At 59.7% G+C, this 23350-nt stretch carries 10 protein-coding genes and 5 pseudogenes; 9 read left to right on the top strand and 6 right to left on the bottom strand.

Going from position 1 to position 23350, the window contains the following annotated elements; all coding sequences use genetic code 11:
- Nucleotides 1-95 precede the first annotated feature (95 nt).
- The 8 genes and pseudogenes from ABOC21_RS07915 to ABOC21_RS07880 all read left to right on the top strand — a co-directional run bounded on the left by ABOC21_RS07915 (nt 96) and on the right by ABOC21_RS07880 (nt 15511).
- The gene (locus ABOC21_RS07915; protein WP_426814163.1) at nt 96-1346 is read left to right on the top strand and encodes an MdtA/MuxA family multidrug efflux RND transporter periplasmic adaptor subunit; all 1251 of its coding nucleotides are present in this window, start codon (nt 96-98) and stop codon (nt 1344-1346) included.
- A pseudogene (locus ABOC21_RS07910) lies at nt 1346-4469 on the top strand (MdtB/MuxB family multidrug efflux RND transporter permease subunit). The gene ABOC21_RS07915 and the pseudogene ABOC21_RS07910 overlap by 1 nt, the downstream one beginning before the upstream one ends.
- Nucleotides 4470-7551, top strand: a pseudogene (gene mdtC, locus ABOC21_RS07905) (multidrug efflux RND transporter permease subunit MdtC).
- Between the two features lies 1 nt (nt 7552).
- A pseudogene (locus tag ABOC21_RS07900) lies at nt 7553-8969 on the top strand (MFS transporter).
- Nucleotides 8966-10454: pseudogene (baeS, locus tag ABOC21_RS07895) on the top strand (two-component system sensor histidine kinase BaeS). Before ABOC21_RS07900 ends, baeS begins: the two co-directional pseudogenes overlap by 4 nt.
- Nucleotides 10451-11173 (top strand): two-component system response regulator BaeR, encoded by a 723-nt coding sequence (gene baeR, locus ABOC21_RS07890; RefSeq protein WP_426814162.1) that lies wholly within the window; start codon nt 10451-10453, stop codon nt 11171-11173. The pseudogene baeS and the gene baeR overlap by 4 nt, the downstream one beginning before the upstream one ends.
- A 231-nt stretch (nt 11174-11404) precedes the next feature.
- On the top strand, nt 11405-12766 hold the full coding sequence (yegQ, locus tag ABOC21_RS07885; RefSeq protein ID WP_426814161.1) for a prephenate-dependent tRNA uridine(34) hydroxylase TrhP: 1362 nt from the start codon (nt 11405-11407) through the stop codon (nt 12764-12766).
- A 498-nt stretch (nt 12767-13264) separates the two neighbouring features.
- On the top strand, nt 13265-15511 hold the full coding sequence (locus ABOC21_RS07880; RefSeq protein WP_426814160.1) for a TonB-dependent receptor domain-containing protein: 2247 nt from the start codon (nt 13265-13267) through the stop codon (nt 15509-15511).
- Nucleotides 15512-15621: 110 nt separating this feature from the next.
- Here the strand turns inward: ABOC21_RS07880 and ABOC21_RS07875 are convergent, their stop codons facing one another.
- On the bottom strand, nt 15622-16362 hold the full coding sequence (locus tag ABOC21_RS07875; protein ID WP_426814159.1) for a carbonic anhydrase: 741 nt from the start codon (nt 16360-16362) through the stop codon (nt 15622-15624).
- Nucleotides 16363-16596: 234 nt separating this feature from the next.
- Nucleotides 16597-16992, bottom strand: coding sequence for a protease inhibitor I42 family protein (locus ABOC21_RS07870; RefSeq protein WP_426814158.1), 396 nt, complete (start codon nt 16990-16992; stop codon nt 16597-16599).
- Nucleotides 16993-17220: 228 nt separating this feature from the next.
- Here ABOC21_RS07870 and yegS point away from each other — a divergent pair, with 228 nt between their 5' ends.
- Nucleotides 17221-18114, top strand: coding sequence for a lipid kinase YegS (gene yegS, locus ABOC21_RS07865; RefSeq protein WP_426814157.1), 894 nt, complete (start codon nt 17221-17223; stop codon nt 18112-18114).
- Nucleotides 18115-18201: 87 nt separating this feature from the next.
- On the opposite strand, the gene ABOC21_RS07860 is transcribed toward yegS, so the two are convergent.
- From ABOC21_RS07860 to dalD, 4 genes and pseudogenes are all read right to left on the bottom strand, one after another.
- Nucleotides 18202-18864 (bottom strand): HAD family hydrolase, encoded by a 663-nt coding sequence (locus ABOC21_RS07860; protein ID WP_426815435.1) that lies wholly within the window; start codon nt 18862-18864, stop codon nt 18202-18204.
- A gap of 51 nt (nt 18865-18915) precedes the next feature.
- The gene (locus tag ABOC21_RS07855) at nt 18916-20193 is read right to left on the bottom strand and encodes an RbtT/DalT/CsbX family MFS transporter (protein ID WP_426814156.1); all 1278 of its coding nucleotides are present in this window, start codon (nt 20191-20193) and stop codon (nt 18916-18918) included.
- Between the two features lie 133 nt (nt 20194-20326).
- Nucleotides 20327-21791: pseudogene (gene xylB / locus ABOC21_RS07850) on the bottom strand (xylulokinase).
- Nucleotides 21792-21800: 9 nt separating this feature from the next.
- Nucleotides 21801-23168 carry a D-arabinitol 4-dehydrogenase gene (gene dalD / locus ABOC21_RS07845; protein WP_426814155.1) on the bottom strand — a complete coding sequence of 456 codons (1368 nt, stop codon included), beginning with the start codon at nt 23166-23168 and terminating at the stop codon, nt 21801-21803.
- Nucleotides 23169-23350: the final 182 nt, after the last annotated feature.

The following is a 23350-nucleotide window of genomic DNA, read 5'->3' as shown; positions in this document are numbered from 1 at the left end:
CAACAGTCTTTTCATAATTCCTCCATTTTTACGAGGCGTTCCATCACTAAACTAGTATCATTTCGCGAAACGTTTCAGGATGAGATAGCAAAATAATGAAAGGCAGTCACACAGTTCGTTGGGCAACCGCTCTGGCGGTCGTCATCGTTGCCGGCGCCGCATACTGGTTTTGGCAGGGTCGCGATACGGCGGGTGAAGCGGCTCCGGCCGCGGCCGGGCACGGGGCGCCTGCGGCGGGCGGCGGCCGTCACGGCCGCTTCGGCGCGACCCTGGCGCCGGTTCAGGCCGCTACCGCCACCAGCGAATCGGTGCCGCGCTATCTCAGCGGCCTCGGCACGGTGACCGCCGCCAATACGGTCACCGTGCGCAGCCGCGTCGACGGCCAGCTGCTGGCGCTCCACTTCCAGGAAGGCCAGCAGGTTAAAGCCGGCGACCTGCTGGCTGAAATCGACCCCAGCCAGTTCAAAGTGGCGCTGGCCCAGGCGCAGGGGCAGTTAGCCAAAGATCAAGCCACTCTGGCCAACGCCAGGCGCGACCTCGCCCGCTACCAACAGCTGGTCAAAACCAACCTCGTTTCGCGCCAGGAGCTGGATACCCAGCAGTCGCTGGTCAGCGAAACCAACGGCACGATTAAAGCCGACGAAGCCGCGGTGGCCAGCGCCCAGCCTGCACTCAACTGGAGCCGGATCGTCGCGCCCATCGACGGACGCGTCGGCTTAAAACAGGTGGATATCGGCAACCAGATCTCCAGCGGCGATACCACCGGCATCGTGGTATTAACGCAAACCCAGCCGATCGATTTAGTCTTCACGCTGCCGGAAAACGACATCGCGGCGGTGGTTCAGGCGCAGAAGGCGGGTAAAGCCCTGGCGGTGGAAGCCTGGGACCGCACCAACAAGCAGAAAATCACCAGCGGCACGCTGCTCAGCCTTGATAACCAGATTGACGCCACCACCGGCACCATCAAGCTGAAAGCCCGCTTCAGCAACCAGGACGATGCGCTGTTCCCCAACCAGTTCGTCAACGCCCGCATGCTGGTGGATACCCAGCAGAACGCGGTGGTGATCCCTGCCGCCGCTCTGCAGATGGGCAATGATGGCCACTTCGTATGGGTGCTGAACGCCGACAACAAGGTCAGCAAGCATACGGTCACGCCGGGTATTCAGGATAGCCTGAAGGTGGTTATTAACGCCGGACTTTCCGCCGGCGACCGCGTGGTCACCGACGGTATCGACCGCCTGACCGAAGGGGCGAAGGTTGAAGTCGTCGAGCCGCATAGCGCCTCCGCCGCCGCGCCGGAAAAAGCCACCAGCCGCGAATACGGCAAAAAAGGAGCGCGCTCCTGATGCAAGTCCTACCGCCGAGCAGTACGGGCGGCCCTTCCCGTCTCTTTATCATGCGCCCGGTGGCCACCACGCTGCTGATGGTGGCGATCCTGCTGGCCGGGATTATCGGCTACCGGTTCCTGCCGGTCTCGGCGCTGCCGGAGGTCGATTATCCGACCATTCAGGTGATTACCCTCTATCCGGGCGCCAGCCCTGACGTGGTGACCTCAGCGATCACCGCGCCGCTGGAGCGCCAGTTTGGCCAGATGTCCGGCCTCAAGCAGATGTCGTCGCAAAGCTCCGGCGGCGCCTCGGTGGTAACCCTGCAGTTCCAGCTGACGCTGCCGCTGGACGTCGCCGAGCAGGAGGTGCAGGCGGCGATTAACGCGGCCACCAACCTGCTCCCCTCGGATCTGCCGAATCCGCCGGTCTACAGCAAGGTGAACCCGGCCGATCCGCCGATCATGACCCTCGCGGTCACCTCTTCCGCCATTCCGATGACCCAGGTGGAGGATATGGTGGAGACCCGGGTGGCGCAGAAAATCTCCCAGGTCTCCGGCGTCGGGCTGGTGACCCTCGCCGGCGGCCAGCGTCCGGCGGTGCGCGTGAAGCTCAACGCGCAGGCGATTGCCGCCCTCGGATTAACCAGCGAAACCATTCGCACCGCGATTACCAGCGCCAACGTCAACTCGGCGAAAGGCAGCCTCGACGGTCCTTCGCGAGCGGTGACGCTCTCCGCTAACGACCAGATGCAGTCGGCGGAGGACTATCGCCGCCTGATCGTCGGCTACCAGAACGGCGCGCCGATCCGCCTCGGCGACGTCGCCACCATCGAGCAGGGCGCGGAAAACAGACTGGCTGGGCGCGTGGGCGAACAGCCAGCGGGCGATCGTCATGAACGTTCAGCGCCAGCCGGGGGCGAATATTATCGCCACCGCCGACAGCGTGCGCCAGATGCTGCCGCAGCTGACCGAAAGCCTGCCGAAATCGGTCAAGGTGCAGGTCCTATCCGACCGCACCAACAACATCCGCGCCTCGGTGAGCGATACGCAGTTTGAGCTGATGCTGGCGATCGCCCTGGTGGTGATGATCATCTACCTGTTCCTGCGCAACGTCCCGGCGACGATCATTCCCGGCGTCGCCGTACCGCTCTCGCTGGTGGGCACCTTCGCGGTAATGGTGTTTCTCGACTTCTCGATTAACAACCTGACGCTGATGGCCTTAACCATCGCCACCGGCTTCGTGGTCGATGACGCCATCGTGGTTATCGAAAACATCTCGCGCTATATCGAAAAAGGCGAGAAGCCGCTGACCGCCGCGCTCAAGGGCGCCGGCGAGATCGGCTTTACCATTATCTCGCTGACCTTCTCGCTGATCGCGGTGCTGATCCCGTTGCTGTTTATGGGCGATATCGTCGGCCGGCTGTTCCGCGAATTTGCCGTCACCCTGGCGGTGGCGATCCTGATCTCCGCCGTGGTGTCGCTGACCCTGACGCCGATGATGTGCGCGCGAATGTTGAGCAACGAATCGCTGCGTAAGCAAAACCGCTTCTCCCGCGCCAGCGAACGCTTCTTCGAGCGGGTGATTGCCGCCTACGGCCGCCTGCTGAGCCGGGTGCTGAACCACCCGTGGCTGACCCTCAGCGTGGCGCTGGCCACCCTGGCGCTGTCGATTATGCTGTGGGTGTTTATCCCGAAAGGCTTCTTCCCGATCCAGGACAACGGCATTATTCAGGGCACGCTGCAGGCCCCGCAGTCGGCCTCTTTTGCCAGCATGGCGCAGCGCCAGCAGCAGGTCTCGACCCTGATCCTCAAGGACCCGGCGGTGGAGAGCCTGACGTCGTTCGTCGGCGTCGACGGCACCAACCCGGCGCTGAACAGCGCCCGGCTGCAGATCAACCTCAAGCCGCTGAGCGAACGCGACGATCGCGTCCAGACGGTAATCTCGCGCCTGCAGCATTCGGTGGACGGCATTCCCGGCATCGCGCTCTATTTGCAGCCCACCCAGGATTTGACCATCGATACCACCGTCAGCCGCACCCAGTACCAGTTCACGCTGCAGGCCAACTCGCTGGATGCGCTCAGCAACTGGGTTCCGCAGCTGCTGACCCGCCTGCAGGCGCTACCGCAGGCTCTCCGACGTCAGCAGCGACTGGCAGGATAAGGGCCTGGCGGCGTACATCAACGTCGACCGCGACAGCGCCAGCCGCCTTGGGATCGACATGGCCGATGTCGATAATGCGCTGTACAACGCCTTTGGCCAGCGTCTGATCTCAACCATCTATACCCAGGCCAACCAGTACCGGGTGGTGCTGGAGCACGACACCCAGGCCACCCCGGGGCTCGCCGCGCTCGACGGCATTCGCCTCACCGGCAGCGACGGCGGCGTCGTGCCGCTGAAATCGATCGCCACCGTTGAGCAGCGCTTTACTCCGCTGTCGATCAACCACCTCGACCAGTTCCCGGTAACCACCATCTCGTTTAACGTCCCGGATGGCTACTCCCTCGGCGATGCGGTGGAGGCGATTCAGGCCGCCGAACAGGCGCTGGATTTACCGACCGATATCCGCACCGAGTTCCAGGGCAGCACCCTTGCCTTCCAGTCGGCGCTGGGCAACACCGTCTGGCTGGTCGTCGCCGCGGTGGTGGCGATGTATATCGTCCTCGGCGTGCTGTATGAGAGCTTTATCCATCCGATCACCATCCTCTCCACCCTGCCGACCGCCGGCGTCGGCGCGCTGCTGGCCCTGTGGCTCGCCGGCAGCGAGTGGACGTGATCGCCATTATCGGCATCATCCTGCTGATTGGCATCGTCAAGAAAAACGCCATCATGATGATCGACTTCGCCCTCGCCGCCGAGCGCGAACAGGGTATGCCGCCGCGGGAGGCGATTTATCAGGCCTGCCTGCTGCGTTTTCGCCCGATTCTGATGACTACCCTGGCGGCGCTGCTCGGCGCGCTGCCGCTGATGCTGAGCACCGGCGTCGGCGCGGAGCTGCGCCGTCCGCTGGGGATCGGCATGGTCGGGGGCCTGATGTTAAGCCAGGTGCTGACGCTGTTTACCACTCCGGTGATCTATCTGCTGTTCGACCGCCTGTCGCTGTACCTTAAAAGCCGCTTCCCGCGGCGCGAGGAGGAGGCGTAAATGAAGTTTTTCGCCCTCTTCATTTACCGCCCGGTGGCGACGATTCTCATTTCGCTGGCCATCACCCTGTGCGGCATTCTCGGCTTCCGCCTGCTGCCGGTCGCGCCGCTGCCGCAGGTGGATTTCCCGGTGATTATGGTCAGCGCCTCGCTGCCCGGCGCCTCGCCGGAAACCATGGCCTCGTCGGTGGCGACGCCGCTGGAGCGCTCCCTTGGGCGCATCGCCGGGGTCAATGAAATGACCTCTTCCAGCTCCCTTGGCAGCACGCGCATTATTATGGAGTTCAACTTCGACCGCGATATCAACGGCGCCGCCCGCGATGTGCAGGCGGCGATCAACGCCGCGCAAAGCCTGCTGCCCAGCGGCATGCCGAGCCGTCCGACCTATCGCAAGGCCAATCCGTCGGACTCGCCGATCATGATCCTGACGCTCACCTCGGATACCTACTCCCAGGGCGAGCTGTACGATTTTGCCTCCACCCAGCCTGGCGCAAACTATCGCCCAGATTGACGGCGTCGGCGACGTTGACGTCGGCGGCAGCTTCCCTGCCCGCGGTGCGCGTTGACCTCAATCCGCAGGCGCTGTTTAACCAGGGCGTATCGCTGGACGCCGTGCGCACGGCGATTAGCAACGCCAACGTACGCCGGCCGCAGGGGGCGCTGGAGGACGACAGCCATCGCTGGCAGGTACACACCAACGATGAGCTAAAAACCGCCGCCGAGTATCAGCCCATCATCGTGCACTACAGCAACGGCGCGGCGGTGCGTCTCGGCGACGTGGCGAACGTCAGCGATTCGGTGCAGGACGTGCGCAACGCCGGGATGACCAACGCCAAACCGGCCATTCTGCTGATGATCCGCAAGCTGCCGGAAGCCAATATCATCCAGACGGTGGACAGCATTCGCGCCCGCCTGCCGGAGACTGCAAAAAACGATTCCGGCGGCGATCGATCTGCAAATCGCCCAGGACCGCTCGCCGACGATCCGCGCCTCGCTGGAGGAGGTCGAGCAGACGCTGGTGATTTCGGTGGCGCTGGTAATTCTGGTGGTATTCCTGTTCCTGCGCTCCGGCAGAGCCACCCTGATCCCGGCGGTGGCGGTGCCGGTGTCGCTGGTCGGCACCTTTGCCGCCATGTACCTCTGCGACTTTAGCCTCAACAACCTGTCGCTGATGGCTCTGACCATCGCCACCGGCTTCGTGGTGGATGACGCCATCGTGGTGCTGGAGAACATCTCCCGCCACCTTGAGGCGGGGATGAAACCGCTGCAGGCGGCGCTGCAGGGAAGCCAGGAAGTGGGCTTTACGGTGCTGTCGATGAGCCTGTCGCTGGTGGCGGTGTTTTTACCGCTGCTGCTGATGGGCGGCCTGCCGGGGCGTCTGCTGCGCGAGTTCGCGGTCACCCTGTCGGTGGCGATTGGGATATCGCTGGCGGTGTCGTTAACCCTGACGCCGATGATGTGCGGCTGGCTGTTGAAAAGCGGCAAGCCGCACGCGCCCACGCGCAAGCGCGGCTTTGGCCGGATGCTGGTCGCCGTTCAGGGCGGCTACGGCAAATCGCTGAAGTGGGTGCTAAAGCACAGCCGCATCACCGGCTTCGTCCTGCTGGGCACGATTGCGCTAAGCATCTGGCTCTATATCTCGATTCCGAAAACCTTCTTTCCGGAGCAGGATACCGGCGTGCTGATGGGCGGCATTCAGGCCGACCAGAGCATCTCTTTCCAGGCGATGCGCGGCAAGCTGCAGGACTTTATGAAGATCATTCGGGAAGATCCGGCGGTGGATAACGTCACCGGCTTTACCGGCGGCTCGCGGGTCAACAGCGGGATGATGTTTATCACCCTCAAATCGCGCGACCAGCGCCAGGAGACGGCGCAGCAGATCATTGACCGGCTGCGCAAGAAGCTGGCGAAAGAGCCGGGAGCCAACCTGTTCCTGGTGGCGGTGCAGGATATTCGCGTCGGCGGCCGCCAGGCCAACGCCAGCTATCAGTACACCCTATTATCTGACGATCTGGCGGCGCTGCGCGAATGGGAGCCGAAAATTCGTAAAGCGCTGGCGGCGCTGCCCGAGCTGGCTGACGTCAACTCAGACCAGCAGGACAACGGCGCGGAAATGGATCTGATCTACGATCGCGATACCATGTCGCGCCTCGGTATCAGCGTGCAGGACGCCAACAGCCTGCTGAACAACGCCTTCGGCCAGCGGCAGATCTCCACCATTTATCAGCCGCTGAACCAGTATAAAGTGGTGATGGAGGTCGATCCGGTTTATACCCAGGACGTCAGCGCGCTGGATAAGATGTTCGTTATCAATAGCGAAGGCAAACCGATCCCGCTCTCCTACTTCGCCAAATGGCAGCCGGCTAACGCCCCGCTGTCGGTGAACCATCAGGGGCTTTCGGCGGCGTCCACCATCTCCTTTAACCTGCCGACCGGCAAATCCCTGTCGGAGGCCAGCGACGCCATCAACCGCGCGATGACCCAGCTCGGGGTGCCCTCCAGCGTCCGCGGCTCGTTCGCCGGCACCGCGCAGGTTTTCCAGGAAACCATGAACTCGCAGATCGTGTTGATTCTGGCGGCGATTGCGACGGTCTATATCGTGCTGGGGATCCTCTATGAAAGCTACGTGCATCCGTTAACGATCCTCTCCACCCTCCCCTCGGCAGGGGTTGGCGCGCTGCTGGCGCTGGAGCTGTTCGGCGCGCCGTTTAGCCTCATCGCGCTGATTGGTATTATGCTATTAATTGGAATAGTGAAGAAAAACGCCATCATGATGGTCGACTTTGCGCTGGAGGCGCAGCGTAGCGGCAACCTGCCGCCGGAAGAGGCCATTTTCCAGGCCTGCCTGCTGCGTTTTCGCCCGATTATGATGACCACCCTCGCGGCGCTGTTCGGCGCGCTGCCGCTAGTGCTATCCGGCGGCGACGGCTCGGAGCTGCGCCAGCCGCTGGGGATTACGATCGTCGGCGGCCTGGTGGTAAGCCAGACTGCTGACGCTGTACACCACGCCGGTGGTGTATCTGTTCTTCGATCGTCTTCGGCTGCGTTTTTCCCGAAAAATCAGGCAACCGGTAAGCGAATAACATGACCGATCTCCCGTCCAGCGTGCGCTGGCAGTTATGGATAGTGGCCTTTGGCTTCTTTATGCAGTCGCTGGATACCACTATCGTCAATACCGCCCTCCCCTCGATGGCCAAAAGCCTCGGGGAGAGCCCGCTGCATATGCATATGGTTATCGTCTCCTACGTGCTAACGGTGGCGATTATGCTGCCCGCCAGCGGCTGGCTGGCGGATCGGGTGGGGGTACGCAATATCTTTTTTACTGCCATTATCCTCTTCACCCTCGGGTCGCTGTTTTGTGCCCAGGCCAACACCCTCGACCAGCTGGTGCTGGCCCGGGTGCTGCAGGGCGTCGGCGGCGCCATGATGGTGCCGGTAGGCCGCCTGACGGTGATGAAAATCGTCCCCCGCGCGCAGTATATGGCGGCGATGACCTTCGTCACCCTCCCCGGCCAGGTCGGGCCGCTGCTGGGTCCGGCGCTCGGCGGCGTGCTGGTGGAATATGCCTCCTGGCACTGGATTTTTTTAATCAACATTCCGGTCGGCATTATCGGCGCCATCGCCACGCTCTCGCTGATGCCGAACTACACCCTGCAGACGCGCCGTTTTGATATTCCCGGCTTTATCCTGCTGGCCGCCGCCATGGCGACGCTAACCCTCGCTCTTGACGGCAAAAAAGGGCTCGGTATCTCTCCGCTGCTGCTGGCGGCGCTGGTGGCGATCGGTATCGCCTCCATTGGGCTCTACCTGTGGCATGCCCGGGGCAATGACGGCGCGCTGTTCAGCCTCGATCTGTTCCGCAACCGCACCTTCTCCCTCGGGCTCGGCGGCAGCTTCGCCGGACGTATCGGCAGCGGCATGCTGCCGTTTATGACGCCGGTATTCCTGCAAATCGGCCTCGGCTTCACGCCGTTCCACGCCGGCCTGATGATGATCCCGATGGTGCTCGGCAGCATGGGCATGAAGCGCATCGTGGTGCAGGTGGTGAACCGCTTTGGCTACCGCCGGGTGCTGATCGTCGCCACCATCGGCCTGGCGCTGATCAGCCTGCTGTTTATGGCCGTCGCGCTGGCGGGCTGGTACTGGCTGCTGCCGGTGGTGCTGTTTTTACAAGGCATGATCAACTCCAGCCGCTTCTCGTCGATGAACACCCTGACGCTGAAGGATCTGCCGGACCCGCTGGCCAGCAGCGGCAACAGTATGCTGTCGATGGTGATGCAGACTGTCGATGAGCATTGGCGTGACCATCGCCGGCATGCTGCTGGGGATGTTCGGCCAGCAGCATCTCAGCGCCGATGCGGCCACCGCGCACCAGGTCTTTCTCTACACCTACCTGAGCATGGCGGTTATTATCGCGCTGCCGGCGCTTATCTTTTCCCGCGTGCCGGATGACATCGAAGGCAATACCGTCATCGCCCGCCGCAAAAGGAGTGAATCGTGAAGTTTTGGCGTCCCGGCATTACCGGCAAACTGTTTCTCGCCATCTTCGCCACCTGCATCGTGCTGCTGATCAGCATGCACTGGGCGGTGCGTATCAGCTTTGAACGCGGCTTTATCGACTACATTAAGCGCGGCAACGAGCAGCGGCTGACGATGCTCGGCGATGCCCTCAGCGAACAGTATGCCCAGCACGGCAGCTGGAAGTTTCTGCGCAACAACGACCGCTTTATTTTCCAGCTGCTGCGCACCTTTGAGCGCGACAACGACGATCGCTCCCCCGCCGGCCGTGGCCCTGACGAGGAACGGGGGCCAGGCTCCGACCCGGACCGCGGCGCGCCGCCGGACGATGGGCCGCGCGGTCCCGGACCGGATATGCCTCCGCACGGCTGGCGGACGATGTTCTGGGTAGTCGATCAAAAAGGTCGCGTGCTGGTCGGCCCGCGGGAGCCGGTGCCCGAAGACGGCACCCGCCGCGAAATCCTCGTTAACGGCGTGGCGGTGGGAGCGGTTATCGCCTCGCCGGTGGAGCGCTTAACCCGCAATACCGATATCAATTTCGATCGCCAGCAGAGGCGCACCAGCTGGCTGATTGTGGCCCTGGCGACCATTCTGGCGGCGCTGGCCACCTTCCCGCTGGCGCGCGGCCTGCTGGCGCCGGTCAAGCGGCTGGTAGAGGGAACCCATCGCCTCGCGGCGGGGGATTTCTCCACCCGGGTCACCGCCAGCGGCGGCGACGAGCTTGGCCGTCTGGCGCAGGACTTTAACCAGCTTGCCAGCACCCTTGAGCGCAACCAGCAGATGCGTCGCGATCTGATGGCGGATATTTCCCACGAGCTGCGTACGCCGCTGGCGGTTCTGCGCGGCGAGCTGGAGGCGATCCAGGACGGAGTGCGCAAATTCACCCCGGACTCCATTCCCTCCCTGCAGGCGGAAGTCGCCACCCTGACCAAGCTGGTTGACGATCTGCGTCAGCCTGTCGATGTCGGACGAGGGCGCGCTGGCCTATCAGAAAACCTCCGTGGATATCATCACTCTGCTGGAAGTCGCGGCGGGAGCCTTCCGCGAGCGCTTCGCCAGCCGCGGGCTGGCGATCGGCGTATCGTTGCCGGAAAGCGCGATAATTTTCGGCGACGGCGATCGCCTGATGCAGCTGTTCAACAACCTGCTGGAAAACAGCCTGCGCTACACCGACGGCGGCGGCCAGCTGCTGATTAGCGCCGCGCAAAACGGTCGCATGCTGAGCATCGACTTTGCCGATAGCGCCCCCGGCGTCAGCGACGCCCAGCTGGAGCGCCTCTGCGAACGATTCTACCGCGCAGAAGGCTCGCGCAATCGCGCCAGCGGCGGCTCCGGCCTCGGGCTGGCTATCTGCGTCAATATCGTCGCCGCCCACGGCGGCACCTTACGCGCCGGCCATTCGCCTTTTGGCGGGGTTAGCATTAAAGTAGAGTTACCTCTGGAACGCGATTTACCGAGAGACGTATGACTGAATTACCTGTTGATGAAAACACCCCGCGCATTCTTATCGTGGAAGATGAACCCAAGCTCGGCCAGCTGCTGGTCGACTATCTGCTTGCCGCAGGCTATGCGCCGACGCTGATTAACCACGGCGATCGGGTACTGCCCTACGTTCGCCAGTCGCCGCCGCATCTGGTCCTGCTGGATCTGATGCTGCCGGGCATCGACGGACTGACGCTGTGCCGCGAAATTCGCCGCTTCTCCGACGTTCCGGTGGTGATGGTGACGGCCAAGATTGAAGAGATCGACCGCCTGCTGGGGCTGGAGATCGGCGCCGACGACTATATCTGCAAGCCCTACAGCCCGCGTGAAGTCGTGGCGAGGGTGAAAACCATCCTTCGCCGCTGCCGGCCGCGTCCGGAACTGCAGGCGCTGGATGCCCTCAGCCCGCTGATCGTCGATGAGGGGCGCTTTCAGGCCTCGTGGCGCGACAAGCTGCTGGATCTCACCCCCGCCGAGTTTCGCCTGCTGAAAACCCTCTCCCAGGAGCCGGGCAAGGTGTTCTCACGCGAGCAGCTGCTGAACCATCTCTACGATGATTATCGCGTGGTCACCGACCGAACCATCGATAGCCATATCAAAAACCTGCGCCGCAAGCTGGAGTCGCTGGACGCCGAGCAGTCGTTTATCCGCGCCGTCTACGGCGTCGGCTACCGCTGGGAGGCGGACGCCTGCCGGCTGGCGTAGGCCGGGACTCGCGCCATTACCCGCCTTCTGGCGGGTATTTTTTTATGCTTACGGCGTCTGAGCCATCCGCGCGGCAGGCGCGTTTGCCGTCATTGCCCCGCCGACCCGGCGGCGGGAAAGGGTTTACCTGCCTGCCCCACGGCGCTACAATGCCCGCCCTTAATGTGGGGACACTCCCCAACTCGCCCACCAGCTGCGGCGAATCTGACCTGTCATCAGAACGAGAAAATCATGTTTAAACCGGAACTCCTTTCCCCGGCGGGAACGCTGAAAAATATGCGTTACGCTTTCGCCTACGGCGCAGATGCCGTTTATGCCGGCCAGCCGCGCTACTCTCTGCGCGTGCGCAACAACGAATTCAACCACGAAAACCTGCAGCTCGGCATCAACGAGGCCCACGCGCTGGGGAAAAAGTTCTACGTGGTGGTGAACATCGCGCCGCATAACGCCAAGCTGAAGACCTTCATTCGCGATCTGCAGCCGGTAGTGGAAATGGGGCCGGACGCGCTGATTATGTCCGATCCGGGCTTAATCATGCTGGTACGGGAAAACTTCCCCGAGATGCCGATCCATCTCTCGGTCCAGGCCAACGCCGTCAACTGGGCGACGGTCAAATTCTGGCAGCAGATGGGGCTGAGCAGGGTCATTCTCTCGCGCGAGCTGTCGCTGGAAGAGATTGGCGAAATTCGCAGCCAGGTGCCGGAGATGGAGCTCGAAATTTTCGTTCACGGCGCGCTGTGCATGGCCTACTCCGGCCGCTGCCTGCTCTCCGGCTATATCAACAAACGCGACCCGAACCAGGGGACCTGCACCAACGCCTGCCGCTGGGAATATAACGTCCAGGAAGGCAAGCAGGACGACGTCGGCAATATCGTTCACAAATATGAGCCGATCCCGGTGCAGAACGTGGAGCCGACGCTGGGGATCGGCGAGCCGACCGACCGGGTATTTATGATTGAAGAAGCCAAACGCCCGGGCGAATATATGACCGCCTTCGAAGACGAGCACGGCACCTACATCATGAACTCGAAGGATCTGCGCGCCGTCGCCCACGTTGAGCGCCTGAGCAAGATGGGCGTGCACTCGCTGAAAATCGAAGGCCGCACCAAGTCCTTCTACTACTGCGCCCGCACCGCGCAGGTCTACCGCAGGGCGATCGACGACGCCGCCGCCGGCAAACCGTTCGACGAAAGCCTGCTGGAAACCCTCGAAGGGCTGGCCCACCGCGGCTATACCGAAGGCTTCCTGCGCCGCCATACCCACGATGACTATCAGAACTACGAGTACGGCTACTCGCTCTCCGAGCGCCAGCAGTTTGTCGGCGAGTTTACCGGCGAACGGAACGGCCAGCTGGCGGCGGTGGCGGTGAAGAACAAATTCACCCTCGGCGACAGCCTTGAGCTGATGACGCCGCAGGGCAACGTCAACTTCACCCTCGAACATATGGAAAATGGCAAAGGCGAAGTGATGCCGGTCGCCCCCGGCGATGGCTACACGGTCTGGCTGCCGGTACCGGAAGATATGACGCTGCAGTATGCTCTGCTGATGCGCAACTTCGCCGGCCAGAGCACCAGAAACCCGCACGGCAGCTAGTTTAGCAGGGTTATTTTTTCAGGATGCACGGATATTAGAATCGGATCACATACCGTTTCGCTCAAAGCCGGTATTATCCATTTCGCTGAAAAACATAACCCATAAATGCTAGCTGTACCAGGAACCACCTCCTTAGCCTGCGTAATCTCCCTTACGCGGGCTCATTTTTTATTATTAACCTGCCTGCCTGATTTCCTCTTTATCGCGGGGACCCATTCGCGATCGTGACCCTGAAATTAAAAATAATACCCGCCTTTCCCGCAGGGTTTACTTTCGCCGGCCCGATAGCGCACGCCGTTTCGCCCCTATTCATTAGGCAGATAATTATAATCACCCCAACCAAATGGTAATGATAACTATTTGCATTTGATCAAACGGAAGCATAAACTGCCATCCTTTATTTTTATAGCGTTTTAAGCCGGTAATTAACCAGCTACTGGTTTTTCATCTCTTACATTGTTGCATTTTCGATATCTTTTTAAAAAATAAGGAAATTTTATGGGAAAGCGCGCCTTAACCCTCGCTTTATCTACGTCGATTTTTACCGGTTCGACGCTGGCTGAGGGAAAAAATGACAATGAAGAAACGATGGTTGTTTCATCAACGGGAACCGCTGAAAACACCCTCTCCGGATCTGATTTAAACAGATTCAGAGGGATTGCCAATGCCGATATTTTCTCCTCTGAAACCTATATCCAGTCAAATAATATGCGAAACGAGGCCGGTTCAATCGATCCCGGAATCAGGGGACTGCAGGGTGAAGGCCGCGTTCCGGTATTTATTGACGGCTCTCTGCAGTCAACGCATACCTCAAGAGGCTATCAGGGAACCAGCGACAGAACCTACATCGACCCTGATTTAATCAGCAATATCGCTATCAGCAAGGGGGCCTCGCAGAATAACAATGCCTTTTCATCCGGCGCCATCGGGGGGGTAATAAATATAAAAACCCTCTCCACCGAGGATATTATCAATCCCGGCAATAGCTATGGCCTACTGCTTAAGCTAAGAACCTTTAACAATAATAAAAAGCCGGATATTCCCGATGATTACGCGGCGCAGAGCTATTATCAGCTGACGGACAAACCCCGCGGGTATGATTTCCGAAACGGCTCCGCCACGCTGGCCTTTGGTTTCAGAGATGATAACGTTGACACCGTTGTCGCCTACAGTAAAAGATCCACCGGAAACTATTTCTCAGGGAAAAATGGTTTTAAGAAATTCACAGATCCGGTGGTATTTAAAAATGAAGAGGTTGTAAACACCTACTTTGCAAGCGAGTCATTTATTTATAAGCTGGCGCTCAGCGCCAATGACAACCATCACTTCAATCTTGCGTACCGCAACCATCGTCAGCAGGCCGGTGAAACGCTGGCTGCCTACTGGTATAAAAATGCTAACGACATTGATTTCGAGCCCCTGCCTGCGGGAGTGGAATCCATGCCGCAATGGAAACCCGGCAGCGCGATTGTTAACGCCTACAGCGCCGGATACACCTATACCCCCGTTGACAATCGGCTGATTAACTTAAATCTGAACTACTGGCTGACCGATACAAACTTAAAGCAGTATAACGGCCTGTGGGCATTGGGAACCGATGCGCAACAATATCTGCACGCCTACAGCAACAATAAAAACGGGATCGCCATCGTCAATGAAAGCCAGCTAAATATGCTCACGCTGCGCTACGGGGCATCAACGCAAAAAGAGAAGCTGGCGCCAAAATCTGACGGTCTGACCCGCTTTACCGCTTACCCCACCTCGCGTCACGGTGAGAGAAGAGAAAATGCCCTCTTCGTAAACGGGATGATTGAGAGCGGCCCGCTCCAGGTCAATCTGGGAATTAATTATCATAATTCCACAGCCAACGATTTTCAGACCAATCAAAGCGTAAAATATCAGGCGAAAGCGGATCTGAGTTCCGAAATAAGCTATGCGCTGACCCCAAATACCGCCCTGTTTGTGAAAGCAGCCAGAAACTACAGAATGCCGAGCCTGTATGAAACCACGGTATCTAATGAGATTTTCAGCTATAATCCGGCGGATCCTATTGCGCCAGAAGTCTCCCTGCAAAAAGAAATTGGGATTAAGATACATCGCCCGGCTTTATTATCCGCAGAAGATGCACTTGACCTCTCCCTCTCCTGGTTTAACAATCAGACCAATAACTTTATCTCTCCCGGAATAAAGGATAAAACCGCGGGAATGCCGGCATGGCAGGATAACTTCACGTTTATGAATTATGATAAGCTCGATTTATCCGGAATTGACTTTTCGCTTAAATATAACAGCGAACTGTTCTACTCGGCCATTTCCGCAACGTTGTATAGCAAAACGGCGGTGTGCTCAAACTACTATGCGCAAAAATATAATACCAGCAACTGTAATGACATGGGCTTCGCCTGGGGATTAACGCCGACCAGAATTCCCGCCAAACAAAATATCGCGGTGAATCTGGGGAAAAAATTCCTCAATGAAACCGTCGATACGGGCATCAGATACCGATATCACTCGGCGAAAACAAACCCTGCGGGATGGCTTGAGGGGACCGCAGCCAACCCGGTTATCGAAATCCCTTCCGGCTACCAAATTGATTTGTATGGCGAGTATATTTTAAATAAAAATGCGACCTTTTTTGCCGCCGTTAATAATGTCACGGATCGCTATGATATCCAGCCCGGAGCGGTCATCAGCATGCCAGACCCCGGCAGAACGGTGATGCTGGGGGTTGATCTCCGCTTCTGACCGTTCCCTGGCAGAGACATTATCCGGAGAGTGGGCGGTTTTTGCGCCCTCTCCCCTGCCGATTAGGCGCTATGAATACCTATCTTCAGGCTGCATCCGGGTTACCCGGCTCAGACTTCGAAGAACTCAACCTTGCCGCCGGCAAGATGATACATGCTGCCAACCATTTTGATTTTCCCTTGTTCTTCCAGCTTTCTCAGCACCGAACTATTTTTGCGAATATTTTCGATTGTCAGCTCGACGTTTTTCCGCGCCACGGCATCAACAAATTCATAATTGCTGCCTTGCCGTTCACCGCTGTACTCGGTTTTGGCGATGGCCGGTTTAATTTCATCCAGCAGGCCGGTCAGGTTACCTAATTCGGCATTATCAATGGCTCCGCGGACGGCGCCGCAGCGGGTATGCCCCATCACCAGCACCAGTTTCGCGCCGGCGACGGCGCAGGCAAATTCCATGCTACCTAACATATCGCGGTTGCTGATATTGCCCGCGACCCGAGAGTTAAAGGTTTCGCCGATCCCCGCATCGAGAATAATTTCTGCCGGCGCGCGCGAGTCGATACAGCTGAGGATCACCGCCGCCGGGAACTGCCCCGCCAGGCTGCTGCGCTTTTGCTGCAGATAATCGTGCTTAAGCGGGCGGTTTTCCCGGAAGCGCAGATTCCCCTGTTTAAAATGTTCAATCACCGCATCCGGCGTCATACCGTCGCGTTCCTCTTTGCTCAGAGACGCGGCAAAAGAGATCGATGGTACCGATAAGGCCGCCAGCCCGGTAATGGACAGCGCGGAAAGCGCTAAAGTTTGTTTCAGAATGGTACGACGTGAAGGTTCAGCTTGTTGCTTGTGTTGCATAATATCTCTCTATAGACCGGGTTATCAAATTACGCAGATAATCACCTGGTAAAGAGCAACCAAACTAAAACCACACGATAAATAGCGATATTTTTTTGCCCTTTGTTTAAATAATGACGCTCGCAGGGGCGGGTTGTTAATATGAAGAAGCCTTTTTGAAAAGACAATTAACATAAAGCGCACAATTTAAAAACCGTGCGTGAATATGATGAGAAGTCATCGCGTCATGCCGGATTACCGCTCAGGCGCATTTGACCTGACGCTGACCCGCACGATGGTCGCTTTCTCTGTGATATTCAGCCAGGGGCGGCCATAGACGAGGTTAATATTTCCGGTTCCCTGCTGGACGCCTTTAAAGGTGAAGGTTCTTTCCACCGGACAGCCCGTGGCTCGCTTACCGCAGCTGGCGGGCTGGCGGTAATTCTCGGCGACCAGCATGACCTGCGCGGGTAAGGAACGTAGCATCCACTTGTAGCCGGTGCCCGGGATATCCTGCAGCGTAACGGTAAACTGTTCCCCGCCGGGAATACGCTTCTCCGTCACCGGCGCGGAGAGCGCCTGCAGGGAGAAAGCCAGGCAAAATAACGCTATGCCGGAGCTCGTTACGTAGGTGAATATGTTACGGGACATCCTCTTTTCCTTACTGTATCAATGGTCAAATTTACCCGCGCAATTCTGACACTCCCGCTCAACCTATCACAGGACAAATAGCGCGCTGGTTGAGCTACCATTGCAGAAAAAGGGGAACGCGGCTATCGCTAACCCAATATCCGCGCCGCCCGGCCGATAATTACCAAAATATCCATCCTTCGCTGCATGCGGTACACTTTCTGCATCTTGTGCAATGAGGCAACCATCATGTCAACGTTTCCGGCCAGCTTACTGATTCTGAATGGCAAAGGCGCTAATGAGCCGCAGCTGCGCGAAGCGATAAACCTGTTACGCGCAGAGGGCGTCGATATCCACGTCCGCGTCACCTGGGAAAAGGGCGACGCCGGGCGCTTCGTCGATGAGGCCGAACGGCTTAACGTCGGCACGGTGATTGCCGGCGGCGGCGACGGCACCATTAATGAGGTCGCCACCGCGCTGGTCCAGCGCGGTGGCAAGGCGGCGCTGGGGATCCTGCCGCTCGGTACCGCCAACGACTTCGCCACCAGCGTCGGCATCCCGCAGGACCTCGCCAGCGCCCTCAAGCTGGCGATCGTCGGGCGCGATATGGCGATAGACGTCGCGCGGGTCAACGATAATACCGGCTTTATTAATATGGCCACCGGCGGCTTCGGTACCCGGATCACCACTGAAACGCCGGAAAAGCTGAAAGCCGCGCTGGGCGGCGTCTCCTACCTGCTCCACGGCCTGATGCGCATGGATACCCTTAAGCCCGACCGCTGCGAAATTCGCGGGGAGAACTTCTCCTGGCAAGGGGACGCGCTGGTGATCGGCATCGGCAACGGACGTCAGGCGGGCGGCGGCCAGCAGCTGTGCCCGCAGGCGCTCATTAACGACGGGCTGCTGCATCTGCGCATCTTTACCGGTCAGGAGCTGCTGCCGGCGCTGTTCAGCACCCTAGCCAATCCCGACAACTCCCCTAACCTGGTGGACGGCGTGTCGTCATGGTTTGAAATTACCGCCGCCCACGAGATGACCTTTAACCTCGACGGCGAACCGCTGAGCGGCAAAACCTTCCGCATGGAAATTGTGCCCGGCGCCCTGCGCTGCCGGCTGCCGCCCGACTGCCCGCTGCTGAAATGATACGGCAGAGACAGGAAGTGAGCGCAGAACAAAGAGATTAAAAGACCGTTTACATCTCCAGGGCTTCTGCGCTCACCGATAAGACCGTTACCCGAGCGACAAAGCGGGCTCAACGTGCGTCCGCAGCAGCTCCGGTAACGAGTGATGGTGGGCCACGGCGGCGGTGAATCGCGGATGCCGGCAATCGTCGGCAATCACTATCGTTGGGATCCCCGCCGCCTGCGCGGCGCAAAAGCCATTAAAACTGTCCTCGATCACCAGACACTCCCCGGCCGACAGCCCCAGCTTACCCAGGGTGGACAGATAAACCGCCGGATGGGGCTTGCCCCACGCTTCGTCATCGGCGCTGGAGATCACCTCGAACCAGGGGCGCAGGGCGAGTTTATCGAGCACGGCGGCAATAACCTGATGGGAAGATGAGGTCGCCAGCGCCATCTTGTAGCCGCAGCGCCGGAAATGGGCCAGGACTTCATTGACGCCGTCCATCGCCTGCCCGTTGGCGGCAATCAGCCCGGTGATACGCTGCAGAATACGCTGCTCCAGCTGCTGCGGAGCAATCGCCAGTCGGCAATGCCGGCACCACACGCGGGCAATATCGTCCAGACGTTTACCTTTGGTCAGCGTTTCGCACTCCTCTTCGCTGACCGTGGCGCCCAGGCTCGCCAGGGCCTCCATCTGCGCCTGGCGCCACAGGCCTTCTGAATCAATAATCACGCCGTCCATGTCAAAAATTACCGCTTTAATACTCATCATCCACCTCAGGCGGGCCGCGATGTTGCTCTCGCGGCCCGTAGACTCTCATCAGGAAAATTCAACGCTTTTACCGCTACCGGCCGGCTGTTGGCTAAAACCCGGCTGCTCGACGCGGATAAACGCGCAGAGGAAGAACGCCAGCACGTACAGCCCGGTGTAGGCGATGACCACCCCGATGGTGCTGTAGTACGGCAGCAGGAGTACCGCGATCGCCGGAGCGAGGAAGTTGGACAGCCCTGCCGACAGGTTATAGACCGAAATGGCCGCCCCTTTATGCTTCGGCTCAAGGGCCGGGAACACGGCGGCCATCGGCACGAAGGCGGCGACGAAGATCCCCAGCGCGATCGCCGGGATCAGCGCCATGGCGAAGTTATGCCCGAAGTGCTGCGGAATGTAGTAAAAGGCGAGGCTCGACAGCGCCATGCCCACGCAGCCAAACCAGCGCACCACTTTGATCCAGCCCAGCTTCTCGCCGAGGATCCCCCACAGCACGTTGGAGAAAATGGTGGTGAAGAAGAACACCGCCCACACCTGCAGCCACTCCGAGGTGGTGAAGCCCAGCTCATCAACAAACATCAGCGGCATAATGACCGCAAAGCCAAACAGCGACAGGGTATTGATAATACGCACCACGCTGGAGAGCAGAATATTGCGATTGCTGTAGAGCAGCGTCACCGCCCGGCCCAGCTCGGCAAACTTCTCGCGGGTGGTCAGGTTTTGCATATGCCGCGGAGTCTCAATGTTGCGCAGCGCGACCATCGCGATAACGCCGCCGGTGACGCAGAACGCCAGCGCCAGCCACAGGGTGCCGAGCTCGCCGATATGCGGAATGGTAAAGCTCGGGATGTAGCTGCCGAACACGCCGATACCGATTGAATAAACCGCCCAGAACCAGCCCAGCGCCGAGCTGGCGCTGTCGCTCTTGACGTTGTGAATAATCGCCACGATAAACGAGTAGAGGAACAGCGGATAGGCAAAGCCGCGGATGCCGTAGAACAGCAGGATCAGCGGATAGTTAGCGTGTCCGAGGCCAAAAACCAGGAACAGAACGTGGAACACGCACCACAGCACGAAGCCAATCATCATCGTTTTGAGCGGGGTGATGATCTCCGCCACCACGCCGGAAATCCACGCCGAGAGCGCGGCGGCCAGGCCGTACAGCGTAAAGGCGAAAGAGGCCTGCGCCGGGGTGAAGCCCAGCTCTTTGATATAGTGCGAGAGAAAAGCCAGCTCGAAACCGTCGCCGGTCATAAACACGGCGATAGCAATGTATCCCCATATCAGATTCAGGGGCAGACCGAGCCACTGTTTATTGGTTGCGGACATTATGACCTCGTTTGCAGGGTACAGGAGTCAGCTCCGGTGACGCCACCGGAGCGGTTGTTCTATCCGTCATCGTTCAGGCTACAGGCGCGTTGGCTTCCTGCAGCCCGAACTCATCAGGATATGTTATTTATAATTAGCGCCGACGGTAATTCAGGTCGTTGATATATAAAGACTTAAACTGCGCATAGCGCTGCATCAGAGCCTGATGGCGGGCCGGCGTTGCGCGCCAGGTTTGCCAGACTTCCGGCTTTGCGCACACCGCAGCCAGCGGCTTCCCTGCCGCCAGGCAGGCCAGCCGCGCCGCCCCCAGCGCGCCGCCGGTTTCCCCCCCTTTGTGGGTGACCACCGGCATCGCGAGAATATCCGCCAGCAGCTGGGCCCAGAACGGGCTTCGGGCGCCGCCGCCGACCAGCGAGCACTGTTCAATTCGCGTGCCGCTCTCCTTCAGCACCTGCAGCCCGTCGTTGATGCCAAAGCTCACGCCTTCCAGCACCGCGTAGCCCAGCCTGCGCGCGCAGGCTGGAGTGCGTCATCCCCCAAAACATCCCCCGGGCATCGGGATCGTTATGCGGCGTGCGTTCGCCGGAAAGATACGGCAGGAAGAACGGAGCGTTGGTTTTCTCCTCCTCGCTGAGCTGGGCAATCTCCTCCAGCAGCGCGACCTCGGTGGTGCTGGTAAGACGGCAGAACCACTGCAGGCAGCTGGCGGCGCTGAGCATCACGCTCATCTGATGCCACAGGTTCGGCAGCACGTGGCAGAAGGCGTGAACCGCCGACTGCGGCGCCGGACGATAGGCGTCGGTCACCACGAACAGCACGCCGGAGGTCCCGAGAGAAATAAAGGCATCGCCCGGTGAAACCGCCCCAACGCCAATGGCGCTGACCGCGTTATCGCCCCCGCCGCCGGCCACCACCACCGACGCGTTCAGCCCCCAGCGTTCCGCCACCTGCGGATCGAGGGTCGCGGACACTTCGCAGCCTTCAACCAGCGTCGGCATATGGCTGCGCGACAGACCGCACTTGTCCAGCAGCGCATCGGACCAGTCGCGCTTCGCCACGTCCAGCCACAGCGTCCCGGCGGCGTCCGACATATCGGAGATTTTCCTGCCGGTCATCCGGTAGCGCAGATAGTCCTTCGGCAGCATCACCGTCGCCGTGCGCTGGAAGTTGGCCGGCTCATGGCGACGCACCCACAGCAGCTTCGGCGCGGTAAAGCCCGGCATCGCCAGGTTTCCCGCTACCTGATGCAGCTCGGGAGCCATCTCCTCCAACTCGCGACACTCGTCGGCGCAGCGGGTGTCATTCCACAGAATGGCCGGGCGGATCACCTCCCCGCTGCTGTCCAGCAGCACCGCGCCGTGCATCTGCCCCGACAGGCCAATCGCCTTGATGGCCGACCAGTGATGGCCGCACTTTTCCCGCAGGGTGGTCATCAGATACTCCGTGGCTTCCCACCACGCCTGCGGAGATTGCTCTGACCAGTGGGGATGGGGCCGCTGAATGCTCAGCGGCGCGCTATGGCTGGCGACGACGTCATTGTTCTCATCAATGACCAGCGCCTTCACTTCCGACGTGCCAAGATCGATCCCTAAGTACATAGCCACCTCTTACTTAATCAGCGTATAAACTGCGGCAATCTTCTCGCGCAGCAGCGCCAGGAAGTCTTCGTTTTCCGCCAGCGCGCCAAACAGCGCCCGGTCTTTGGCGTAGACGGCGATCGGGTCGCTGGCTTCGAACATCTCGTGCACCGCCTGCGCGTCGAGGATCCCGTCCTGGTATTGATACGGCAGCGTTCCCTCATGCCACTGCTCCATAAAGACGAAGAACAGCGCCGGGAGCATCGCCGTCGCTTCCGGGCGCGCGCCGCGCTGGTAGCACTCCTGCAGGGTCGGGGCGATCATCGCCGGGATTTTAGAGAAGCCGTCCGCCGCCACCCGCTGGTTGGTGTCCTGGATATAGGGGTTGGTAAAGCGCTTGAGCACCACGTCGCGATAGGTCGCGAGGTCGATACCGTTATCGCCGAGGCACGGGATCACGTCTTCGGTGACGTAGCGGTCGGCGATGGCGTAGATGAACTCGGTCAGCGTGCTTTCATGGATATAGCGCTGGCCGATGAGGGTGCCCGCCCAGGCGATGCAGCTGTGCGAGGCGTTGAGAACGCGAATTTTCGCCTCTTCGTAAGGGATAACCGACTCCACCATCTCCACGCCAACGGCTTCCAGGTTCGGCCGTTCGGCGCGGAAATGATCTTCCACCACCCACTGAATAAAGGTTTCGCCCATGACCGGCGCCTTATCGTCAATGCCGGTTTGCGCTTTGATGCGCGCCGGCAGATCCGCCGCCGGGCGCGGCGTGATGCGGTCAACCATGGTGTTTGGGCAGTTGGCGTTCGCCGCCAGCCACTCGACCAGCGCCTGCCTGCCGGTAAGCTGGAGGAACTCCACCAGCCCGTCGTGGAAGCGCTCGCCGTTGTGGCGGACGTTATCGCAGTTCAGCAGGGTCAGCGGCCCGGTGTTATCCGCCATGCGCTTTTCCAGAATACGCGCGATGGTGCCGTAAATGGTCTGGCAGTCGCCCTGCAGATCGGCAACCAAATCGGGGTTGCTGGTCTCCAGACGGTGGCTGGTATTCAGGTAGTAGCCGCCTTCGGTGACGGTGAAGGCAATGACCTTAGTCTGCGGGTTGGCCCCTTCATCAATCAGCGGCTGCAGCCCCTTCTGCCACGGCAGCAGCTTCTGAATAGAGGTGATTTCTTCATACTCGCGTTCGCCTTCCGGGCTGACGGTCTCCAGCACGTAGCGCCCGCCCTGGGCGGTCAGCGCCTGTACCACCTGCTCGGCGTCAGCGCGAATATTGCCCGCCGCGATATGCCAACGCTTGTCGCCGCCGGAGATCAGGCGATGCAGATACCACGCCTGATGCGCACGGTGAAAAGAACCCAAACCGATGTGAAGCCATGTGTATTGCTGATTCATATTCCGATCTCCTTAAGTGATGTGGCTCACTGTAGATGATCATTTGTCCTAAATAAGAGCCATAGATCACAAAAGAGCAATTACCCAAATAAATTACAAATGACCAGTAGAGAGCAAAAGCTTGCCTGTTTTCTGAGCCGCGGCCAAAATGCTGCTAACAGTCAAAATTATCGGGCCCGCGA

The sequence above is a fragment of the Klebsiella sp. WOUb02 genome, from assembly GCF_050058015.1.
GTDB lineage: Bacteria > Pseudomonadota > Gammaproteobacteria > Enterobacterales > Enterobacteriaceae > Klebsiella.
Note: the sequence above shows the minus strand (reverse complement) of the source record. Positions and strands in the feature narration are given on the sequence as shown.